Origin of the sequence: Pseudomonas sp. SG-MS2, from assembly GCF_009933855.1 — a bacterium.
GTDB classification, from domain to species: Bacteria; Pseudomonadota; Gammaproteobacteria; order Pseudomonadales; family Pseudomonadaceae; genus Aquipseudomonas; species Aquipseudomonas putida_E.
This window is the reverse complement of the sequence record NZ_MOMO01000018.1, coordinates 26,836-46,073: the sequence shown is the minus strand read 5'-3', so window position 1 is coordinate 46,073 and position 19,238 is coordinate 26,836. Positions and strand designations below refer to the sequence as shown.

Below are 19,238 nucleotides of genomic sequence, written 5' to 3'. Positions count from 1 at the left end.
TCGCCTAATCCACTGATCTGCAAGCATTCGCTGGCGATTTTTTGCCGATGCGGCGAACATGCACGCTGATTCGATTTTCAACGGAGTGACCGTGGCCCACGAGCAACCCCAGGCCCCTGCCGAACTGACCCCGCCCGCACAATTGCCCTGGCTTCGCCGCCTGGCTGCACGGCTTTTGGGCCGTGGGCTGAGCCGCTTGCAGGCGCAACACCGCGACTCCTGGTTCCTGGGCCATGCCACCGGCCAGCGCAGCGGCCACGCTGATGGCGTGCGCGAAGGTTTCGAGCGTGGACGGGTGGAAGGCTACGAGGCGGGGCGCCAGGTACTGGTGATTCGCGATTCACGCCCTGATGCCGCCGCCGTACCCGGTCAGGATGACCGGTTGTTCGACGACTGGCGCCTACCACTGACCACTGAGCTCAAGAAGCGCTTCAAGGCCGATGTAGCCCAGCGCCTGCCCGCCGAGGCACAGCCCAGTGCCGCCCAGTGGAAGCTGATATTCAGTGACACGCCGTCCACTTGCGTGGTGGCCGGGGCCGGGGCTGGCAAGTCAACTTCGCTGGTGCTGCGCATCCTGCTGTTGCGCCATTACCTTGGCTATGAGCTGGACGCGATGACGGTGGTCACCTTCACCCGTGAGTCACGCAAGGACTTCATCAAGCGCCTGGTGCAGGTGTTCTCGCTCTGGCAGCTCGACCTGCCACCGGCGCGTGCGCGCGAGCTGGTACGTACCTTTCACTCGCGCATTCTGCCGCTGGTCCGCAGCCTGCCGGGTTTCGGCCAGGTGCGAGCATTCGAGACCCTGGGCAACGACATGCCAGAGGGGCGTGAGGCGGACGCCGAGAGCAACCCGTTTGACCTGCGCCTGAACGATGCCCAGCGCCAGCAGCTCAACCTTTGCTATCGCGACCTGCTCGCCGAAAATCCGCGCTTTGCCGAAATCATCGCGACCCTGCGACGTGAAGCCCTGCAGCTCAAACCGCTGGACCCGGACCACCCCGATGTGCAGAAGCGCGTGCAGGTGACGCAACTGGCTGCCCAGCGCGACGAAGAGCTGTGCGACGTGATCGAGGACCTGTGGTTCGCGGCGGGCGTTTGGCCGATCAAGGGCATTGAGCCGTGCCGTGAAACGGTCGACATCCGGGGCAGCCGCTTCCATGTGCATGGCCGTCTGGAAGGCCTGGATGCCTGGGTTGTGCTCGGTTTCGACCCGTCGGAAAGCGCACAGTACCAGCGCCCGGGGGCCAAGCTTGCGGTGCGCGCCGAATGGGCGGTCAAGCGCACGTTGCTGCAGGCGTTCTGCGACAGGCCGCTGATCTGGCTGGACAACTATGCCATGGCCCGGCGCCTGGCCGCCTCGCTGGCAGGCGACGCGGTCGCGGGCCCTGGGTTCGAGTACAAGGTCAAGGGCGAGTTGGCCCCGGCACCGTTGCTCGATGCTTTCGTCGGTGCCGCCAACTTCATCGAAAACCTGGGCCTTGAGGTCAACAGCGCCGTGGCGGCGATGAGTTTCCCGTCCGGCGACAGCGATGCCTTGTTCTTCGAGGCCCTGGCACTGTACTGGAAAGCCCTCGAGGCGCACCTGCTCAATCAGTCGCCGCCGGTGATGAGCTACAACCGCATGTTCGCCCTGTTCGGTGAGAACAACCCGGAGAACCTGCAATTGCTGCCAGACCCGATGCTCAGGCCGTTGGCGCATCTGATGATCGACGAATTCCAGGATGTATCGCCGCAGATCGTCAGCTGGCTGCGCGCCAGCCTCGCGGAGATCCGCCGCCGCGGACCGGCCATGCACACCGGCCGCAACGCCCAGTACTCTTCGCTGCTGTGTGTGGGTGACGATTGGCAGTCGATCTATGGCTGGCGTGGCAGTTCGCCCAAGTACTTCATGGAGTTCACCAAGACCTTCCCTTCGCCGGCCAATACCCGGGTGATGCTGGTCGACAACTACCGTTGTCAGCAACTGGTCATCGATGCTGCCGAGCATCTGGTCAAGGGCGCGCCATCGATCACTGGCAAGAAGGCCCGGGCCGCGGGCCCTGCTGCCGAGTTGCCGGTGTCGGCAGTCAAGGTGTGCGAACGTGACGAAGCGGTGCTTGGCCAGACGCTGATCGAGCATTACCAGCGTGGCGAATCGGTGATGATGCTGTACCGCAAGGGCGCCGATAAAGCCTTGATGAGCGAGCATCTGGCCGGCGTGCTGCAAGGCGAAGCGGCATTGCCGCCCGAACAAAGGCGTCTGCGCCAATTGACGTACCACAGCGCCAAGGGGCTGCAGGCCGATGCAGTGTTCATGCTCGGCGACTGCCAGTACCTGACCAGCTCGCCGTACAAGAACCAGGTGTATCGCCAGGCCGGCCTTGGCCGTGCCGGTGATGCCCAGCCGTTCGATACAGCGCAGAAGGAAGAGGTACAGCGCCTGGCCTACGTGGCGGTCACTCGCGCCGCCAGACACTGCTATTGGCATGTCGAGGCGGTCAGCGGCGAAGCGGCCGCTGCGCCACGGGCTTCGAGCCAGGTGGATGGCCGGCAGGCCTTCTTCGAAGACTTGCGCGGCCAATGATCACGGTTTAGCCAGCGAGGGTTTCGGCCTGCCGGGTGAGGCTGAGCAGCAGGCCGTGCTCGACCTTTTGCTGCTCCTCGTTCAAGGCGCGCATGGCGTGGTCGAACTGGCCGTCATTGAGCGGCACACGCCGCAGCAGTCCGTTTTCGTCCAGCGGGTTCTGTGGCAGCACAGGCAGCAGGGCTTCAAGTACCGAGGTGTCCAGGCGGGCTACCGGTTCATGGCTGTCGTCCAGGCAATGGAACAGGTAGTCATGGCCCACTCGCCAGAAATCGGTGAGCAGGCTGAATGCTTCGGCATTGTGACGCTTGAGGTAGTGCACCCAGCCGGCCTGCCCAAGTATCCACGCCTGCCGAGTATCGGTTCTGGCATCCTGGGCAAGCACTGCGCTGTGTACCTTCTCGATGATGGTGCTGTTGATCCTGGCCGTGTCCCGGTAGAGCATGCCGCGGCTGGGTTCCGGGAAGTCCAGCCGGGTTGCAAGGGACTGGCGCAAGGCGAGGCGGATTTCGATATCGTCGACCAGCCCGGTTCCCAGGTCGATATCGGGGAACGCGGTCGGATCATCCAGTGAGTCGTACTGTGGCAGGTCCGCATCGAACGCACCGTCTTGCAGCGCCTGCTTGCGTAATGTCCTTCTCAGGCTGATGCGGTCGGCCAGTTCGTTGACGATGTCCCGGCGATAAAGCTTGCGGTATAGCGCGAGCAGGGTCTTGGCCTGCTCGCCGGTATGGCCTGCGGCTTCGTGCGCCAGCACTTCGATCTCCAGTGCGCTGAAGGCGTCGGCACCTGCGTCACCGCAGGTTGGCGGATACGCATGCGCCACGTCGGCAAGGCGTTCGCGCAGTGCCGTGTCCCGGCCGGCTTTCTCCAGCAGGGCCCAGACTCGGCGGCCCAGGCTGTCTGGCTCACGCCGCGCCTCGGCTGACTGTACCAGGCGTTCGAGAATCCCCAGCAATTCACCGTTTTCCCCTTGGTCGAACAGATCGGTCCAGAGCTGGTCCTGGTGGGTGGAGGCGGTACTGCGCCACAGTGTCTGCCATTCAGGCATATCGGGTGCGTGTTCAAAGACCTGGACGCCGCTGGCGCGCAGTTGCGCACGGGTTTGCGCTTCAAGCGTGTTGTAATTGAGGTGCCAGCGCCGCTCGGGTGCTCGCGCAGCGACGTCCCGGGCGAACGGGGTGCGCAGGATGTCCGCGAGATTGGGCAGGGTGCGAATGCGGTTGAATGACAAGTCCAGGTGACGCAGTTGGTATTGATGCTGGTTCATCAGCCGCGTCAACCCCTCGGGCCATTGCCGCAGGTCGCAGTCGTTCAGGTTCAGGGTGCGCAGGCGGCCCATGTAGCTGACGTCGGGAGCATGGCCCAGTGTGTTGAAGTCCAGTAGCAGTTGCTGGGGATGGATCATGGCCTGGAAGGCCGAGGCCAGGGTTTGATCGAGGGTAATGGCATTCCTGCCCAGGTTCAGTACATCCAGCCGTAGGCCAGCCAGCAAGGCGAGGCTGGCAGCGTCCAGCAGCAGCCGGTTTCTGCGCAGGTTGAGGTTGCGCAGGCCGGGCATGGCCGTCAGGGCCTCATGAGCCAGTGGCGAGAGGGCCGGCAAAGCATTGCCGTTCAGCTTGAGCGTTTGTAGTCCAGGTGCCGATTTCAGTGCCTGGAACAAGGCCTCGGCGTCCATGTCCGGGTTGCCGGCCACCTCGAGTGTGCGCAGGCCAGGAAAGCATGACAGAAAATCCCCTTCCAGGCGCTCGAGCCTGAGCCCTTCCAGTGTAAGGGTGCGAATATGCGGCAAGCGTGCCGTGAGCGTTGGCAGCGTGCGCAACTGCATGCGGTCCAGCATCAGCGTCTCGCGGGCAGCGCCACCTTCGCGGCCCCAGGCGGCCAGCATCCGCTCGGCAACGTGTGAGCGATCGAAGCGCTCGTCCAGCTCATTCGCACCGCCAACCCATCTGTGCAGGTCCTGGCGCAAGGTGCGTTGCTCGGCTTCCAGTCGACTGATCTGAATACCCAGGTTGCCCGCCTGGGCCAGTTCGGATTGCAACGTGCCGAGTTCTCTGTGGTCGAGCTCTGGGTAGAGCGCGCGCAGGCGCTGCGTCGCGCGCCCGGTACCACGGCCGCTGAGCGGGTAGCCGATACGGCCCGCGGCCAGGCGCAACGGTGAACGGTAGCCGGGCCTGATGGGCTGTTGGCCAATCAGCGAGGCGCAGTTTTTGCGATCGGCGAGCGCAAGCTCAAGCAGTTGCGCAGGGGTTGCCTGCGGATGTTGGCTCAACAGGCCCTCGGTCAGTTGCTGGCTGTCGGCGTTGGCCAGATGGGGGCGGTAAAGGCCAATGATGGCGCGGTCCAGGCGTGCACAGGCTTGCAGCTGCCGCGCTTCTTCGGCTACCCGTAGCGGCGCACGGCCAGTTGCCAGCCGTGCGCGTTCGGAATGGCTGGCCGCCTGGATGACCTCTTCCAAGGCACCAGGTGGTACACCGGGGAACTGCCTGCGCAATGGCTGTGTCGCGTCACTTGCAGGCTGGGCATGGTTGCGCAGCATACTGTGGTATATCGCCTCGCGCTGGCTCTGCAGCTGTTCACCCAGCCTGGTGTTCAGGGCCGAGGCCCACAGGTCGGAAGGCAGGTCGCCGAGCATGGCTCGCACGTGTCGCTCGTCCAGCTGCGTTACGACTGCATGGCCCAATTGACCATTCTCCAGATCCGAGCGGGTCATGCTGATTTCAATCTCGCCTGGGGTGTCGAGCGCCCCATACCGCACCGCATCGCCCCACGGTTCGGGGCCGATGAATACCTTGAGCACGTGATCCTGCGGCCAACCTGGCAGGCGCACCAGTTCCGGCAGCGCATAGTTCTTGTAGGCCGCCATTGAGAGGCCGTGCCGCACACGGTGGATCAGGTTCTGCACCTCGTTGTCCAGGCGTATGCGCAGCAGCATGTCCTCCAGCAGAGCCGGCGGGCGCAGCCCTTTGGCATGCATGCGGCGCAGCACACTGGCATCTGTACCCGTACTGCGCATCGCCGTGATCAGCTCGCTGCTGTCGAGCCCCAGGCTTGAGTGGCCAAGCCGCTGCAGCAACTGCGTATCGTCCCACTGCAAAGGCTGCTCATGGGCCAGTTGCCAGCGCCCGTCACCCTGATGGTGTAACAGGGGCGCGTAGGCTGCTGGGGCGCTGGGATGGCGGATGCGCCATTGCTGGTCAGGATCCTGGAACGTTTCATAGGGCGTGCCTTCCAGCACGAGGTAGCGTTTGCCCTCGAGCTCGTAATGCCCAAGTGCATCGGGCTGGCCTTCTATTGGCAGGGTGACCGGACTGGCATAGGGGCCCATGTCCGGATGCCACAGTTGCAGGCGGTCTTCATGCCATACCGCTTGCATGGCATCGACGAAACCTGACGCTTTGATGACCTTGGCTGCGCCGGCAAAACCGGCGATCGCGGCAGCATTGATTACCAACGATTCAACCTGGGCCAGTGCTTGTGCCGTGTCACCTTCTTCCCAGGCCTCAAAGCCGGTAAACACCGAATCCATCAGTTGATAAGCGAAAACGCCGGTCATGACCGCGTTCAGGCCGGGCACGAAGAAGGCGGCGATGTTCAGCATGTTCATGCCCATATCTAGCCAGTACCGCAGGTGCTTCTGATGAACCTCGGCGTCGACATCGGCTGTGGGGACAGCCAGGACCCTGGCGTCGGCCTTGAGGCGGGCAAGGTGGGCGCGGTAAAGGGTTGGCCACAACTCGGTTCTTGTTTGCGATGGCAAGACGTGGAAGCTCGGCGACTTGCGTGGCCGTTGCCTGCCTTGCTCATCGATCTCGAACAGTGCGTCCCGTAGCTTGCCCGCCAGCATGGGCTGGTCGCGTTTATAGGCAAGCCCGATAACGGTTTCGCGGAACGTGCTGTGCAGCAGCCGCTGTCGGAAATGCTTGGCAGCAGCCTGACGGGAGGGGTATTCGCGCACAGGATGTTCTTCGTCGCCCGGGAGGTGGACGATGCAGGGGGTGATTGCATCCGGTATATCGGCGCCGATGAACAGCATCTCGTGCAAGGGGATGTCGAACAGGCGCAAACGCCAGCTATGCAGGGGGTGGCCGTCGTAAGCTGGTTGACGTACGCCGTCGCACAGGTCGTTGATCGCGGCGAGGCCTTTTGCGCTCAGCAGGCCTTTGAGCGAGGCGATGTACGCCTGAACGCGCAGTTCCTCTTGGCTGGCCCGCATCGACAGTTGACTGATTTGCGCCTTGCGCGGGCCTTCATAGATGGCCTGCAGGTGATCCTGATATTGCTGGCCAAGGTCCAGTGTGCGGCAATGCCGCACGAATTGCGCCAGGGACAAGCCGGCCAAGGGCGTGTCGTCGCCGGGCGCGCAGGTCAGCCCGCTGTAAGGCCCGACTTGTTCGATGCCTTCGAAGTTGTGCAGGGCGGCTTCAAGCAAGCTGCGCGACTGACGAGGGCCTACGGGGCGGGTCACAAAGGTCTCTTCCTGCAGGTGCGCACCCAGCGGTACTTCCAGGCTGCCGGTGCCCGGCCCGTAGTTGATGACAGTCTCGAAAGGCTGGAAGTTGTACTGGGCCTTGTCCACGGCCACTTTCATACCCAGCCGGCTGCTCAGCAAAGGGCTGCAGAACGTGGTGAAGTCCTTGAAACCGACAAGGGCGTTGCTCAGTTGGGTAACGCAGCTGTCACGTCGCCCGATGAGCATGCGCAACTGCTCACGATGCTCTGGCTGCGCGGTCGCATACCAGCTGTAAGGCGCGCCATCTTCATCCACGTAGGGCGCGCGTGCGCGTTGCACGATGCCTCTGGCATGCGTGGGATGCAGGGTGCGGGCCCATTCGGGCAGGGCTTGAGTGATCAGGTCTTGGTGCAGGGCAATCGCATTGTGCATGGGATGAGCCTCGTATGAGTGGAGGCGGTAGTCGACACTGCTGGCGAAGCGGGCGTGCGGTAGATAGTTGCCCGCAAGGGTCGGTCTCGTGCATGCATGGGTCGGTAAGAGGCCAGCAAGGCAGGCCTCGCTGCGAGATGGTGGGGTGAAGGCATGGCGCCAGTGTTCAGCGAAGGAGAGTTCGATGCGTTCGCTATGCAGTCCAAAGGATCACCTGCTTGACCTCGACGGTATTGAAATAGCGGTACGCACGTGGGGAGCCGAAGACGGTATACCGGTGCTGGCGTTGCACGGCTGGCTGGACAATGCCGCCTCGTTCGAGCGGCTGGGCCCGTTGCTCGATGGTTGCTTCGTGGTCGCCCCTGACCTGGTCGGTCACGGTCGCTCCGATCACCGGCGCCACGACAGCGGCTACTACCTGTGGGAGCATGCCGAGGACATGCTGGCGGTGGTCGAAAGCCTTGGGCTGGTGCGGTTTCATGTGCTAGCCCATGGCATGGGCACCGGCATTGCCTCGCTGCTGGCTGCCATGACCAGCGGCATCGCCAGTATGACCTTCCTCGACGGCATGGGAGCGCCGTTCACGGTTGCCGAGGATGATCGCGTGCAGCACCTGGCCCGTGCCTATCGGCTCAAGCGTATGGTGCAACGCAGCCAGTTGCACGGCTTTGCCGACGTCGCCGGGAGCCGCTTCGACGATCTGGAAACTGCCCTGGAGCAGCGACGCAAGCGTCTCGATGGCGAACTTGCCGACGACGCCGCACGGTTGCTGGCCATGCGTGACCTGCTGCAGTTGGCGCACGGCTACTGCTGGCGCCATGACCCACGGCTGGTGTTGCCCGAGCCGATGCCACTGACCGAGCGCGAGGCGTGTGACCTTCTCCGGGAAATCCGCTGCCCGCTTTACCTCATGCTGGGCAGGCAGGGGGCGTTTGTTGGCGGTGCCTTCGCGCAGCGCGAGGCTGCATTGCCCAGCCATGCCAGGGTGTCATGGCACCCCGGTGGGCATCACTTCCACTTGGAAGCGCCGGACCGAACAGTGGTCGAGCAGATTCTACGTACCTTGGCCCGCCATGATGCCGGCCTGCTGCAGCGCCTGGTGAACGAGTAGCGGGGCATGCGCTGCTGGGCTATGGTGGCCGGGACCTTTGTGCAATCGCCTCAAGGAGCGCCGGCATGAGACCATTCGCCATCAAGCACATCGACCACCTGGTGCTGCGCGTCAGCGACCTGCAGCGCAGCGTGGCCTTCTACCGTGACCTGCTGGGCTGCACGGTCAGCAGGGAGCGCGAGGACCTGGGGATGGTCCATTTGGCAACCGGTACGGCCATGATCGACCTGGTTACCCTCGATGGCCCGCTTGGGCGCCCCGGTGGTGCTGCGCCGGGGGCAGAAGGGCGTAACCTTCACCACTTCTGTCTGCGTATAGAACCGTTCGATGAGCAAGCACTGACCGCCTACCTGCAAGCGGCCGGCGTGGCGGTGGAGCCTGCCCAGGTGCGCTATGGCGCCGAGGGCGAGGGGCTGTCGCTATACTGCTACGACCCCGATGGCAACCAGGTCGAGCTCAAAGGGCCAGTGCCAATGCAGCAGGGCGCATGACCGGGCTGTGAGGAAATGATATCCGCCGATGCTGAGAACCTGGCTATCCCGTACCAGCCGATTCTGCCTGGAATATTTTGCTGTCACTTTCGCCTTGCTTACCTGCGCTGCAAGCTTGAGAGCAATCAGTCGAAGTAACCACGCAGGGTAAAGGCATACCCGATATCCACGTCCTTGGCCTCACAGCGGCTTGAGCGCTTGGTCAACACGAATTCGAACGCCGGCTCGTACAGCCCCTCACGCACGACCGCGCCGCCCAGTACTTCGACGTCATACCAGCCGTTATCCAGCTCGATGATCGGCCGCCCCGGCACTTGGTAGCGGGCGAGCAGGTCGCCGAGGGTCTTGTTGGTGAAATGCTGGAGGATGCGCCAGGTGTACACCATCACCGCACGGTTCTCGACCTGTAGCACATAACCGTCGCGCCGGTGTTTCAGGCGGCTGCCGGGCTCGAGCAAGGCGGGAGTGTCACCTTCGAGGGTGAAAATGATGTGGTAGGGCAGGTTGTCGATGCCAGCCAAGGGTATGACGATGCCTTCGCGCACGGCCCTGTCGCCGCTGTCGGTGTGGGTGAATTCGCTGGCCAGGTCATCGGGCAAGTCATTGTCGTGCTTGAAGCGGTCGAGCAACTGAATGTCCCCGACCAGAAAGTAATCGATCAGGTCGTTGAGCACTTCGCTGAATTCGTGGCGCATTGTTTTTCCTTGTTTTAGCGCACCGGGAATAGCGGCAACTTTAGCCAATGGCAGCCTGGCCTGCCATGGGCCAGGGTCAATGTTTCTGAGCGATCTGTATCAGGTTGCCGCAGGTATCGTCGAACACCGCAACGGTGACCGGGCCCAGGTCGGTGGGTTGTTTGGTGAACCTGACCCCGGCCTTGCACAAGCGCGTGTACTCGGCCTGAATGTCGCGCACGCCGAACGACGTCGCCGGGATACCGTCCTGGCGAAGCGCTGCCTTGTAGGTCTTGGCCGCTGGGTGGGCATCGGGTTCCAGTACCAGCTGAACACCGTTGGGCTCGTTGGGAGACGTGAGGGTCAGCCAGCGGTACTGGCCCATGGGGATGTCGTCCTTGGGTTCGAAACCCAGTACGTAATGGTAGAAGGCCAAGGCCTTGGCCTGGTCGTCGACGAGGATGCTGGTGACAACGATTTTCATAGGCTCACACCGTTCCTGCGGCTGTTTACCTTCCAGTAAAGACGTTTTGCAGCCGGGCGTGGCAAAGCAAGAATATGTTCAAGCCATAGGCAAATCCTTCATCACCGCGCCGCCCGCCACTGCAACGGCACGGTAAAGTGGCAGGATAATTCAAAAGGGCGCCCCAACCGGCGCCAGAGAGGTGCCTGTGGCTTCCTATACCTTGCGACAACTCAAATACTTCGTCACCACCGTCGAGGCCGGCAGCGTCGCTGAGGCATCGCGCCAGTTGTACATCGCGCAGCCGTCCATTTCCACAGCGATCAAGAGCCTGGAAGAGAGCTTTGGCGTGCAGTTGTTCATCCGCCACCATGCCCAAGGTGTTTCGCTCACCCCCAGCGGCAAACGCTTCTACGCTAAGACCAAATCGTTGCTGCAGATGGCCCACGAGTTCGAGCAGAACGCGCTGGCCGACAACGATACCGTGGCCGGCCAGATCGATATTGGCTGCTTCGAAACCGTGGCCCCGTTGTACCTGCCACGCCTGATTGCCGGTTTTCGCGAACGCTACCCGGGCGTAGACATCCGTTTGCGCGACGGCGAGCAGCAGGAGCTTATCCAGGGCCTGACGGCGGGTACGTTCGACCTGGCGTTTCTCTACGATCATGACCTGGATGGCACCATCGAGGCTGAGCCGCTGATGCCTCCTCAAAAGCCCTACGTGTTGCTTCCTGAAAAGCACCGCTTTGCCGGCCAGTCGCAGGTGTCACTGCGTGACTTGTGCCCGGAGCCGATGATCCTTCTGGATGTGGCGCCGAGCCGTACCTATTTCGTCAGCCTGTTCAACGAGATGGGCCTTACGCCGAACATTGTCTTCAGTTCGCCGTCGATCGAGATGGTGCGCGGGATGGTGGGGCAGGGGTTCGGCTTTTCACTGCTGGTGACCCGGCCGCATTCAGAATGCACGTATGACGGGCAGAAGCTGGTGACGGTGGACATTGCCGAGCCGGTGGCGTTGTCGGGGTTGGCTGCGGCGCGTTTGAAGCGGGTGCAGTTGACCAAGCCGGCGCAGCTTTTCGTGGAGTTTTGCCGGGAAGAACTGGGCAGGATGTAGATGACCGGGGCGCCGCGCGCCCCAGCACCTCACTCAATCAAGCGTGATCCGGCACTACCGCAATCACATCGATTTCCATCAGCCATTCAGGCTGGGCCAGGCCCGCCACTACCAGCCCGGTGGAAATCGGGAACACGCCCTTGAGCCACTTGCCCACTTCTTTGTACACCGGCTCACGGAAGCGCGGGTCGGTGATGTAGGTGGTGGTCTTGACGATATGCGACAGGTCGGAGCCTGCTTCTTCAAGCAGTTGCTTGACGTTCTTCATCGCTTGCTCAGCCTGCGCCCGAGGGTCGCCCAGGCCCACCAGGCGGCCCTCGAAATCGGTGCCGACCTGGCCGCGCACATAGATGGTGTTGCCGGCGCGCACGGCTTGGCACAGGTCGTTGTCCAGGGTCTGGTTAGGGTAGGTGACCTTGGTGTTGAACATGCGGATGCGGGTATGGGTAGGCATCAGTGGGCTCCGAGGGTGCTGACGTTGCTGATCGAGGTAGTTTGCTGCTCATCCGCTTCACGCTGTTCGCGGTCGCGGTAGGCCAGGTAAGTGCGCTGGGTGGCGATGTGGCCGGCGACGTGCTTGGCGTCGTGCCAAACGCCCCAGATGAACGAGGAACCGCGGCGCGACAGCCAGGGCAGGCCGAGGAAGTACACACCCGGTTCGCGGGACACGCCGCGCTGGTGCTGGGGCTTGCCATTGGCATCGAAGGTGTCGACCTGCAGCCAGCTGAAGTCCACGCCGTAGCCGGTGGCCCAGATGATGCTGGTGACATTGGCCTTGGCCAGGTCCAATTCCAGTAGCGGGTTGCTGACGCAAGCCGGGTCCGGCAGGCGCTTGCGTGCTTCGGGCTCTTGCGGCAGGTCCAGGCCGTTGCGTTCGACATAGGCATCGGCAGCGTCCAGCAAGGCCAGGTAGTTTTCGTCGCCGCGGCGGATGTTGTCGGCCAGGTTGTCCTGGAAGCGTGCAACACCGTTGTCGAACGATTGGGTCAGGCCGACCAGGGTCATGCCCTGATGGGCGAGGGCGCGGAAGTCTACGGTGTGGCCGCCACGGGCACCGCTGACGGCGATGGTCACGTGCTCGCGGCCAGGTTTGGCGATCTCGGCATCCCATTCGCCCAGCACGCCCAGCCACCAGCAGAAGTCGCGGTTGCGATAAGCCCGTGGCGGACGATCGTGGGCGCCGACCGACAGGTACACCTGGCGCCCGGCGCGCATCAGCTCTTCGGCGATCTGCACGCCGGAGGAGCCGGCACCTACCACCAGCACTGCGCCCTCAGGCAGTTGCCCGGGGTTGAAATAGGCGGCGGAGTGGATCTGGTGCAGGTGCTCGTCCTTGGGCGCGATGGCCGGGATGACCGGGCGCTGGAACGGGCCGGTGGCGGCCACCACACGGTTGGCCCGGATCACCCCCTCGTTGGTTTCGATGGTGAAGCCGGGGCGGTCGGCATTGCGCACCACCTTCTTCACCTCGATGCCGGTGCGCACCGGCAGGTTGTACTTGCGTACGTATTGCTCGAAGTAGTCGGCAACCTGGTCCTTGCCGGCGAAGGCGTCGGCGTCGAGGTTGAATTCAAGGCCGGGGAAGCGGTCATGCCAGGCCGGGCCATTGGCGACCAGCGAATCCCAGCGGCCAGTGCGCCAGGCCTCGGCGATACGCTTGCGCTCCAGCACCAGGTGCGGCACGCCGAGCTTGCTCAAATGTTCGCTCATGGCCACGCCGGCCTGGCCGGCGCCGACGACGAGGGTGTCGATTTCGATTGTATTCAGTGTCATGTCCGAGCCCTTGTTCAGGCGGTTTTTGTCAGGTCGGTTTGGAGGACCGCCGTTACCTGGGGCCAGACTAGGGATGCACGGAAAATCGCGAAATTAGTATTTAACGAGTACTTGCCGATAAAACGGCGAAGGCCTTGCTGCACAAGGGCTACAGGAAGGGTGGCAGGGGTTTCGGGCTGTTTTGCGTGGCTGTGCGCGGCCTTAGTTTTTTCCTGCTCAAGGCACAGGAAAAAGGTGGTTTCGCTCACTAAAAGGTTCTGCCCAGAATGCCTGCAATCGCCCAGAACAACAGGAGCCTTTTCATGACCTTCTCCATCATCGGACGCTGCCAGGAAACCGGCCAGGTCGGTATCGCCATCAGTTCGTCGAGCATCGCCGTAGGGGCGCGTTGCCCTTGGGTACGTGCAGGCGTCGGCGCCGTTGCCACCCAGAACATCACCTTGCCGGCGCTTGGCCCACAGATCCTCGATGCCTTGGAGCAGGGCCAGCTGCCGCCTGCGGCAGCGCTGGACCGGGTGCTCAGCGCCAATGGCTGGAGCGAGTACCGCCAGGTCACGGTGATCGACAGTAATGGCCAGGTGGCGCTGTTCACCGGCAAGCAGGCGTTGGGTGTGCACAACGCCGTGGCCGGTGAGCAATGCGCGGCGGCCGGTAACCTGTTGTCTTCGGTACAGGTCATCGAAGCCATGGTGCAAGCCTTCGAACAGGCCGGCGGGCACCTGGCTGATCGCCTGCTGGCGGCCATGCATGCGGCAATGGCTGCAGGTGGCGAGGCAGGCCCGGTGCACTCGGCGGCGCTGAAGATCGCGGGCGAGCTGACCTGGCCGCTGGTGGACCTGCGCGTGGACTGGGCCGATGAAAACCCGATCGGCGTGCTCGATGGTCTGTGGCAGGCGTACCGCCCGCAGATGCAGGACTACGTTACCCGCGCGCTGAACCCGACGACTGCACCGAGCTATGGGGTGCCGGGTGATGAGTGAGTTCACCAGCCGCGCCCTGTTGGCCCGGCTGATCGGCTATGCCACGGTCAGCCGCGACTCCAACCTGCAGCTGATCGGCTTCATCCGCGACTATCTGGCCGAACAGGGCGTGGACAGCGAACTGTTCCATAACCCTGAAGGCACCAAGGCCAACCTGTTCGCTACCATCGGCCCCGCTGATGTTGGCGGCGTGGTGCTGTCCGGGCATACCGATGTGGTGCCGGTGGATGGCCAGGCCTGGACGGTCGAACCGTTTGCCCTGAGTGAACGCGATGGGCGCCTGTATGGCCGTGGTACGGCGGACATGAAAGGTTTCATTGCCTCGGTGTTGGCGGCAGTACCCGCATTTCTTGCGCAGCCGCTGCGCATGCCGGTGCATTTGGCGTTTTCCTATGACGAGGAAGTGGGTTGCCTGGGTGTGCGCTCGATGCTCGCCGCGCTCGAACAGCGGCCTGACAAACCGCGGCTTTGCCTGATTGGCGAGCCTACCGAGCTAAAACCGGTGCTCGGCCACAAAGGCAAGCTGGCCATGCGTTGCCAGGTGCACGGCGCGGCGTGCCATTCGGCCTATGCGCCGTATGGTGTGAATGCCATCGAATATGCCGCCAGGCTGATCGGCAAACTGGGCGAGATTGGTGACGCGCTGGCGCTGCCCGAACAGCACGACGAGCGCTTTGATCCGCCGTTCTCGACGGTGCAGACAGGCACCATCAAGGGCGGCAGGGCGCTGAATATCGTGCCCGAAGAATGTGCATTCGACTTTGAGGTGCGCGCTTTGCCAGGCTTTGAAGCGCAGACGGTGGCCGATCAGTTGCAGGCCTATGCCGAGGCCGAATTGTTGCCGCGCATGCGCAGCGTGAACGCGGCCAGTGCCATTCATCTGGCACCTTTGAGTGCATATCCTGGGTTGGCCACACCTGCCGACAGCGAGGCGGCGCGGTTGGTGGCATTACTCAGCGGGTCGGATGAATTCGGTACTGTGGCGTTCGGCACCGAAGGCGGGTTGTTCGATCAGGCAGGCATCCCCACCGTGGTGTGTGGCCCGGGGAGCATGGAGCAAGGGCACAAGCCAGATGAGTTTGTCAGTGTCGAGCAGTTGCAGGGGTGTGATGCGATGCTGTCGAGGCTGGTGGATTACCTCAGGCAGGATTGAAAAGGGGCCGCACAGCGGCCCCGGGGGATCAGAAGGTCGCTTTGACCTGTAGCCCCACCACCAGCGCATTGTCGATGTCCTGGCCGGAGAAGGCACCAGGCTCGATGATGTACTGCACATCCGGGCGCAGGTTCAGCCATGGCGTTGCCTGGTAGCCGTAGCTCAGTTCGATCAATTGCTCGGCGCTGTCGATGTCCGGGAACTGCTGCCCGGCATCGAACGCGGCATCTTCCAGCACGTCACGGCTGCGCGGGTTCGGCACGGCGCGGCCATAACCCAGCGCCACGGTGTCACGCGGGCGGCCTTCGAACGGCTTGTACAGCACCACACCGGCGCCATACCACTTGGTAAATGGCGAGGCTGCCTTGCTCGACGCCGAGTACTGGCCGAAAGCATGCAGGCTGCGCCCCGGCAAACCGGCATCGTTCCACACCGCCTGGTCGATCAGCAGGTAATGGCCGCCACGGCCGGACACTTCGTCGTCACTGCCAATGCGTTTGACGTCGGAGCTGTCGTAGTAGTAGCCCAGCTTGTATTCACCCGGCAATTCGCCCTGCAGCTTGTAGATCAGCTCGACCGGCACCACGGTGCCTGTGGTGTGCTTGGGCCCCAGGTGCCAGGCGCGGCTGGAGTTGCCGTTGCTTTCGGGGTCGACGTTGAACGCCGCCACGCGCAACTGCCAAGATGGCGACAGGTCGTACTTCACGCGCACGCCCAGGTGGGCGTTGGGGTAGTTGGCCCAACCGCTGCCACCCGACATGTTCAGCGGGTGACCGCAGAAGCCGGCGTTCATGAAGTTGCACAGGATGCCGCTGTCCAGGCCGCCGAGGTCGTTGCCCATGGCCATGTAGCCGAGCTTGACGTTGAGCGCCGGGGTGAACAGGGTGCGCTCGTAGCTCAGTTCGGTCAGGCGGGTGTACAGGCCGCCGTAGTTTTCCTGGATCGGCAGGCGGTTGCCCACCAGGTCTTCCGAGGCGCTGTTGCCGCGACGGTCGTTGATGGTCAGCTGGACCTTGCCGCCGTTATCCAGGCCATACAGTTTCGACAGGTCGAACTGCACGCCGAACTTGAGGTTCTGCGAATAGCGCGCCGAGCGGTGCAGGCCACCGTGGGCGTTGTACGCGGTCTCACCGCTGTAGTCGCCGGTGACCTTGATGCCGTCTTCTTCAAGCTGGTGGCGCAGGCCGCCCCAGTCACCGGTCATGGTGCTGCGGGTCATGAGGTCGCCGTCGGCCAGGGCGGTGGTGCTGGCCAGGGCCAGCAGAAGGGGGGAGGTGATGCGAATAGCGGATGGCATTGCGGGGTCTCGAATTGATCTTTCAGGGCCTCATCGCCGGCAAGCCGGCCCCCACAAGGTCTTTCAACGAACCTGTGGGGGCCGGCTTGCCGGCGATGAAAGCGACGCGGTTTACGGCAGTGCGTAAGAAATCACGTAGTCGCCACGGTCAGTCGACTGGCGGGCGCCACCGGCAGTGACCACCACGTACTGCTTGCCAGTCTTGGGCGAGACATAGGTCATCGGGCCACCCTGGCTGCCGACTGGCAGGCGGGCTTTCCAGATCTCGTTACCGTTGCTGCTGTCATAGGCGCGCAGGTAGAAGTCCTGGGTGCCGGCGATGAACACCAGGCCGCCTTGGGTGGACAGCGTGCCGCCCAGGGTTGGCAGGCCGATCTTGATCGGCAGGTGCATGCGGATACCCAGCGGGCCGGTATCTTCGACGGTGCCGACCGGTACCTGCCAGGCCACCTGGCGGGTCTTCATGTCGATGGCGGTCAGGGTGCCGAACGGTGGTGCCTGGCAAGGGATGCCGGCGACCGACAGGAAGCGGTTCTTGTTCACCGCATAAGGGGTGCCTTTGAGCGGTACGGCGCCCATGCCGGTGTTCAGCGCTTCACCACCGCCAGCGGCCTGGCCTTTGTTCTGCGACGGGATCATCTGGATCCACAGGCCCAGGCGCATATCGTTGACGAAGATGAAACCATGGACCGGGTCGGTGGAAATGCTGCCCCAGTTCATGCCACCCAGCGAACCGGGGAAGCTCAGCGACAGGTCGGTGCCCGGTGCGGTGTACAGGCCGTCGTAGCGCATCTTCTTGAAGTCGATACGGCACAGCAGTTGGTCATATGGCGTGGCGCCCCACATGTCCGACTCGGTCAGGGTCTGTGCGCCGATCTGTGGCATGCCCACCGATTTAGGCTGGGTCGGGGAGTACGGCTCGTTCGGGATGTTGCTTGGCTTGACCGGAACTTCGTCAACCTGGGTAAGCGGCTTGCCGGTGGCGCGGTCGAGCACGTAGATCTGCCCGGCCTTGGTGCCGATCACCACCGCAGGTACCGACTTGCCGTCGTCCTTGGTGAAATCGATCAGGCTTGGCTGCATCGGCAGGTCGAAGTCCCACAGGTCGTTGTGCACGGTCTGGAACACCCACTTCTCGTTGCCGGTGGTGGCGTCCAGGGCCAGCACCGAAGCGCCGTAGGTGTGGTCCAGCTTGCTGCGCTCGACACCGTAGATGTCGGTGGACGAGGAGCCCATCGGCAGGAACACGGTGTTCATCGCCGGGTCGTAGGACATCGGCGCCCAGCTGTTCGGGGTGCTGCGCACATAGGTGCTGCCGTCGGCCGGAGCGTTGCGGTCTTGCGGGTTGCCCGGGTCGAACGCCCAGCGCATGGCACCGGTGAACACGTCGAAGCCACGGATCACGCCGCCTGGCATGTCGGTCTGGACGTTGTCGGCGACACGGCCGCCTACCACCACGGTGGTACCGGCCATCAGCGGTGCGGACGACAGCTGGTAGTAGGAGTTTGGCACGTCACCCAGGCCGGCCATCAGGTTGACCTGGCCATTGTTGCCGAAGCCTTGGCAGAACTCACCGGTGTCGGCGTCGACTGCGATCAGCCGGCCGTCGATGGTGTTGGTCAGCAGGCGACGCTGGCAGTTGGCGCCAGCCGGTACGCTACCGACGGTTACCGGCGAGCTGTTTGGCTGAGTTGGCTGGGCCACTGGCGCGGTAGCGTCGAAGTAGGCCATGCCACGGCAACGCTGCCACACTTTGGACTGGGCGTTGATCTCGTTTTTCCACAGCTCTTTGCCAGTGTCGGCATCGAGGGCGATCAGGTTGTTGTGCGGGGTGCAGATGAACACCTTGTTGCCAACCTGCAACGGGGTCAGCTGGTCTTCGGCACCGTTGCCATCGCTGACGGCGACGTCACCGGTGCGGTAGGTCCAGGCGACCTTGAGCTTGTCGACGTTGTCGCGGTTGATCTGGTCCAGTGCAGCGAAGCGGCTGCCACCTTCGGTATTGCCATAGTGGGCCCAGTCCTTCTGCTCCTTGCCGGCTTCGACCGGGGTCATGCCCGGGCCTTTGCCGGTAGGCGCGACGCTTGGATGGGCAACGAACATGTTGCCCGCAGCGATCACCAGCACCACGGCCAGCACGCCAGCGATGCCGTAGGCGCCACGGCCAGTGCTACCGCCATTGGCACGTACCAGCTGCGGGTAGACGAGCGCCACCACCATGCCGATAGCACCGAACATGAACAGGCGCGAGAACAGCGGCCAGAACACCAGGCCGGCGTCGATCAGTGCCCACAGTGCGGTGCCGATCAGGAATGCAGCGTACAGCCAGGCACCGGCTTTCTTGCGTCGGGCAATGAGTACGCCGGCGATGGCCATGGCCAGGCCGCCGATCAGGAAGTACCAGGAGCCGCCAAGGCCCGCGAGCTTGACGCCGCCGGCAGCCAGGAGGAGGCCGAGCAGGGCGATGATCACGCCCAAGCCGACCAGGATGATGTTTGTGGCGCCAGAGGCGCGCGGTGTTTCGTTCATGCCAGGGATCTCAGCAGGTGGAATGTGCGCAGTTTAAGCCCTTAGCAAGCTAATTAACAAGTTGGTACATAATGTTCTGAGTCTGATTGTCGCAGGCTTGAACTTGCTGGGTTGTCGCGAAAAGTCTAGATCAGGCAGCGAAAAGTGCATAAAAGGTTGTTGCAGCCGGCAGTCAAAAACATCCGCGCCCCGATAACGTGCGAAG

At 63.2% G+C, this 19,238-nt stretch carries 14 protein-coding genes; 6 read left to right on the top strand and 8 right to left on the bottom strand.

Annotated elements, in window-relative coordinates; all coding sequences use genetic code 11:
• Positions 1 to 58 precede the first annotated feature (58 nt).
• A complete protein-coding gene (locus tag BLX42_RS01425) occupies positions 59 to 2,563 on the top strand; it encodes a UvrD-helicase domain-containing protein (protein ID WP_161870987.1) in 2,505 nt (834 codons plus the stop codon).
• 7 nt (positions 2,564 to 2,570) lie between these two features.
• Here the strand turns inward: BLX42_RS01425 and BLX42_RS01420 are convergent, their stop codons facing one another.
• Entirely contained in the window at positions 2,571 to 7,448 is a 4,878-nt protein-coding gene (locus tag BLX42_RS01420) for an NEL-type E3 ubiquitin ligase domain-containing protein (protein WP_161870986.1), read from the bottom strand.
• A gap of 184 nt (positions 7,449 to 7,632) precedes the next feature.
• On the opposite strand from BLX42_RS01420, the gene BLX42_RS01415 reads away from it, so the two are divergent.
• Both BLX42_RS01415 and BLX42_RS01410 read left to right on the top strand, forming a co-directional pair.
• Positions 7,633 to 8,559, top strand: coding sequence for an alpha/beta fold hydrolase (locus BLX42_RS01415; RefSeq protein WP_115274586.1), 927 nt, complete (start codon positions 7,633 to 7,635; stop codon positions 8,557 to 8,559).
• Positions 8,560 to 8,624: 65 nt separating this feature from the next.
• Positions 8,625 to 9,050, top strand: coding sequence for a VOC family protein (locus BLX42_RS01410; RefSeq protein WP_161870985.1), 426 nt, complete (start codon positions 8,625 to 8,627; stop codon positions 9,048 to 9,050).
• A gap of 125 nt (positions 9,051 to 9,175) precedes the next feature.
• Here the strand turns inward: BLX42_RS01410 and BLX42_RS01405 are convergent, their stop codons facing one another.
• On the bottom strand, positions 9,176 to 9,745 hold the full coding sequence (locus BLX42_RS01405; protein WP_161870984.1) for a hypothetical protein: 570 nt from the start codon (positions 9,743 to 9,745) through the stop codon (positions 9,176 to 9,178).
• 76 nt (positions 9,746 to 9,821) lie between these two features.
• Positions 9,822 to 10,208, bottom strand: a complete 387-nt coding sequence (locus BLX42_RS01400) for a VOC family protein (protein WP_046785960.1) — start codon at positions 10,206 to 10,208, stop codon at positions 9,822 to 9,824.
• A gap of 187 nt (positions 10,209 to 10,395) precedes the next feature.
• On the opposite strand from BLX42_RS01400, the gene BLX42_RS01395 reads away from it, so the two are divergent.
• Positions 10,396 to 11,301, top strand: coding sequence for a LysR family transcriptional regulator (locus BLX42_RS01395; protein WP_039602016.1), 906 nt, complete (start codon positions 10,396 to 10,398; stop codon positions 11,299 to 11,301).
• A gap of 37 nt (positions 11,302 to 11,338) precedes the next feature.
• Here BLX42_RS01395 and BLX42_RS01390 read toward each other — a convergent pair whose 3' ends face one another.
• From BLX42_RS01390 to BLX42_RS01380, 3 genes are read right to left on the bottom strand one after another with little or no spacing between them, the layout of a single operon-like run.
• Positions 11,339 to 11,755 carry a RidA family protein gene (locus BLX42_RS01390; protein ID WP_012314810.1) on the bottom strand — a complete coding sequence of 139 codons (417 nt, stop codon included), beginning with the start codon at positions 11,753 to 11,755 and terminating at the stop codon, positions 11,339 to 11,341.
• Positions 11,755 to 13,074 (bottom strand): NAD(P)/FAD-dependent oxidoreductase, encoded by a 1,320-nt coding sequence (locus BLX42_RS01385; protein WP_046785961.1) that lies wholly within the window; start codon positions 13,072 to 13,074, stop codon positions 11,755 to 11,757. Before BLX42_RS01385 ends, BLX42_RS01390 begins: the two co-directional genes overlap by 1 nt.
• A gap of 14 nt (positions 13,075 to 13,088) precedes the next feature.
• A complete protein-coding gene (locus BLX42_RS01380) occupies positions 13,089 to 13,322 on the bottom strand; it encodes a hypothetical protein (protein WP_144415454.1) in 234 nt (77 codons plus the stop codon).
• A gap of 54 nt (positions 13,323 to 13,376) precedes the next feature.
• Here BLX42_RS01380 and BLX42_RS01375 point away from each other — a divergent pair, with 54 nt between their 5' ends.
• Both BLX42_RS01375 and argE read left to right on the top strand, forming a co-directional pair.
• Positions 13,377 to 14,054, top strand: a complete 678-nt coding sequence (locus tag BLX42_RS01375) for a DUF1028 domain-containing protein (RefSeq protein ID WP_012314808.1) — start codon at positions 13,377 to 13,379, stop codon at positions 14,052 to 14,054.
• Positions 14,047 to 15,207: an acetylornithine deacetylase gene (gene argE, locus BLX42_RS01370; protein WP_115274589.1), complete on the top strand. Its 1,161-nt coding sequence runs from the start codon at positions 14,047 to 14,049 to the stop codon at positions 15,205 to 15,207. Before BLX42_RS01375 ends, argE begins: the two co-directional genes overlap by 8 nt.
• A 28-nt stretch (positions 15,208 to 15,235) precedes the next feature.
• Here the strand turns inward: argE and BLX42_RS01365 are convergent, their stop codons facing one another.
• On the bottom strand, positions 15,236 to 16,504 hold the full coding sequence (locus BLX42_RS01365) for a carbohydrate porin (RefSeq protein WP_046785963.1): 1,269 nt from the start codon (positions 16,502 to 16,504) through the stop codon (positions 15,236 to 15,238).
• A gap of 111 nt (positions 16,505 to 16,615) precedes the next feature.
• Complete coding sequence (locus BLX42_RS01360; RefSeq protein ID WP_046785964.1) at positions 16,616 to 19,033, bottom strand: glucose/quinate/shikimate family membrane-bound PQQ-dependent dehydrogenase; 2,418 nt, start codon at positions 19,031 to 19,033, stop codon at positions 16,616 to 16,618.
• Between the last annotated feature and the right edge of the window lie 205 nt (positions 19,034 to 19,238).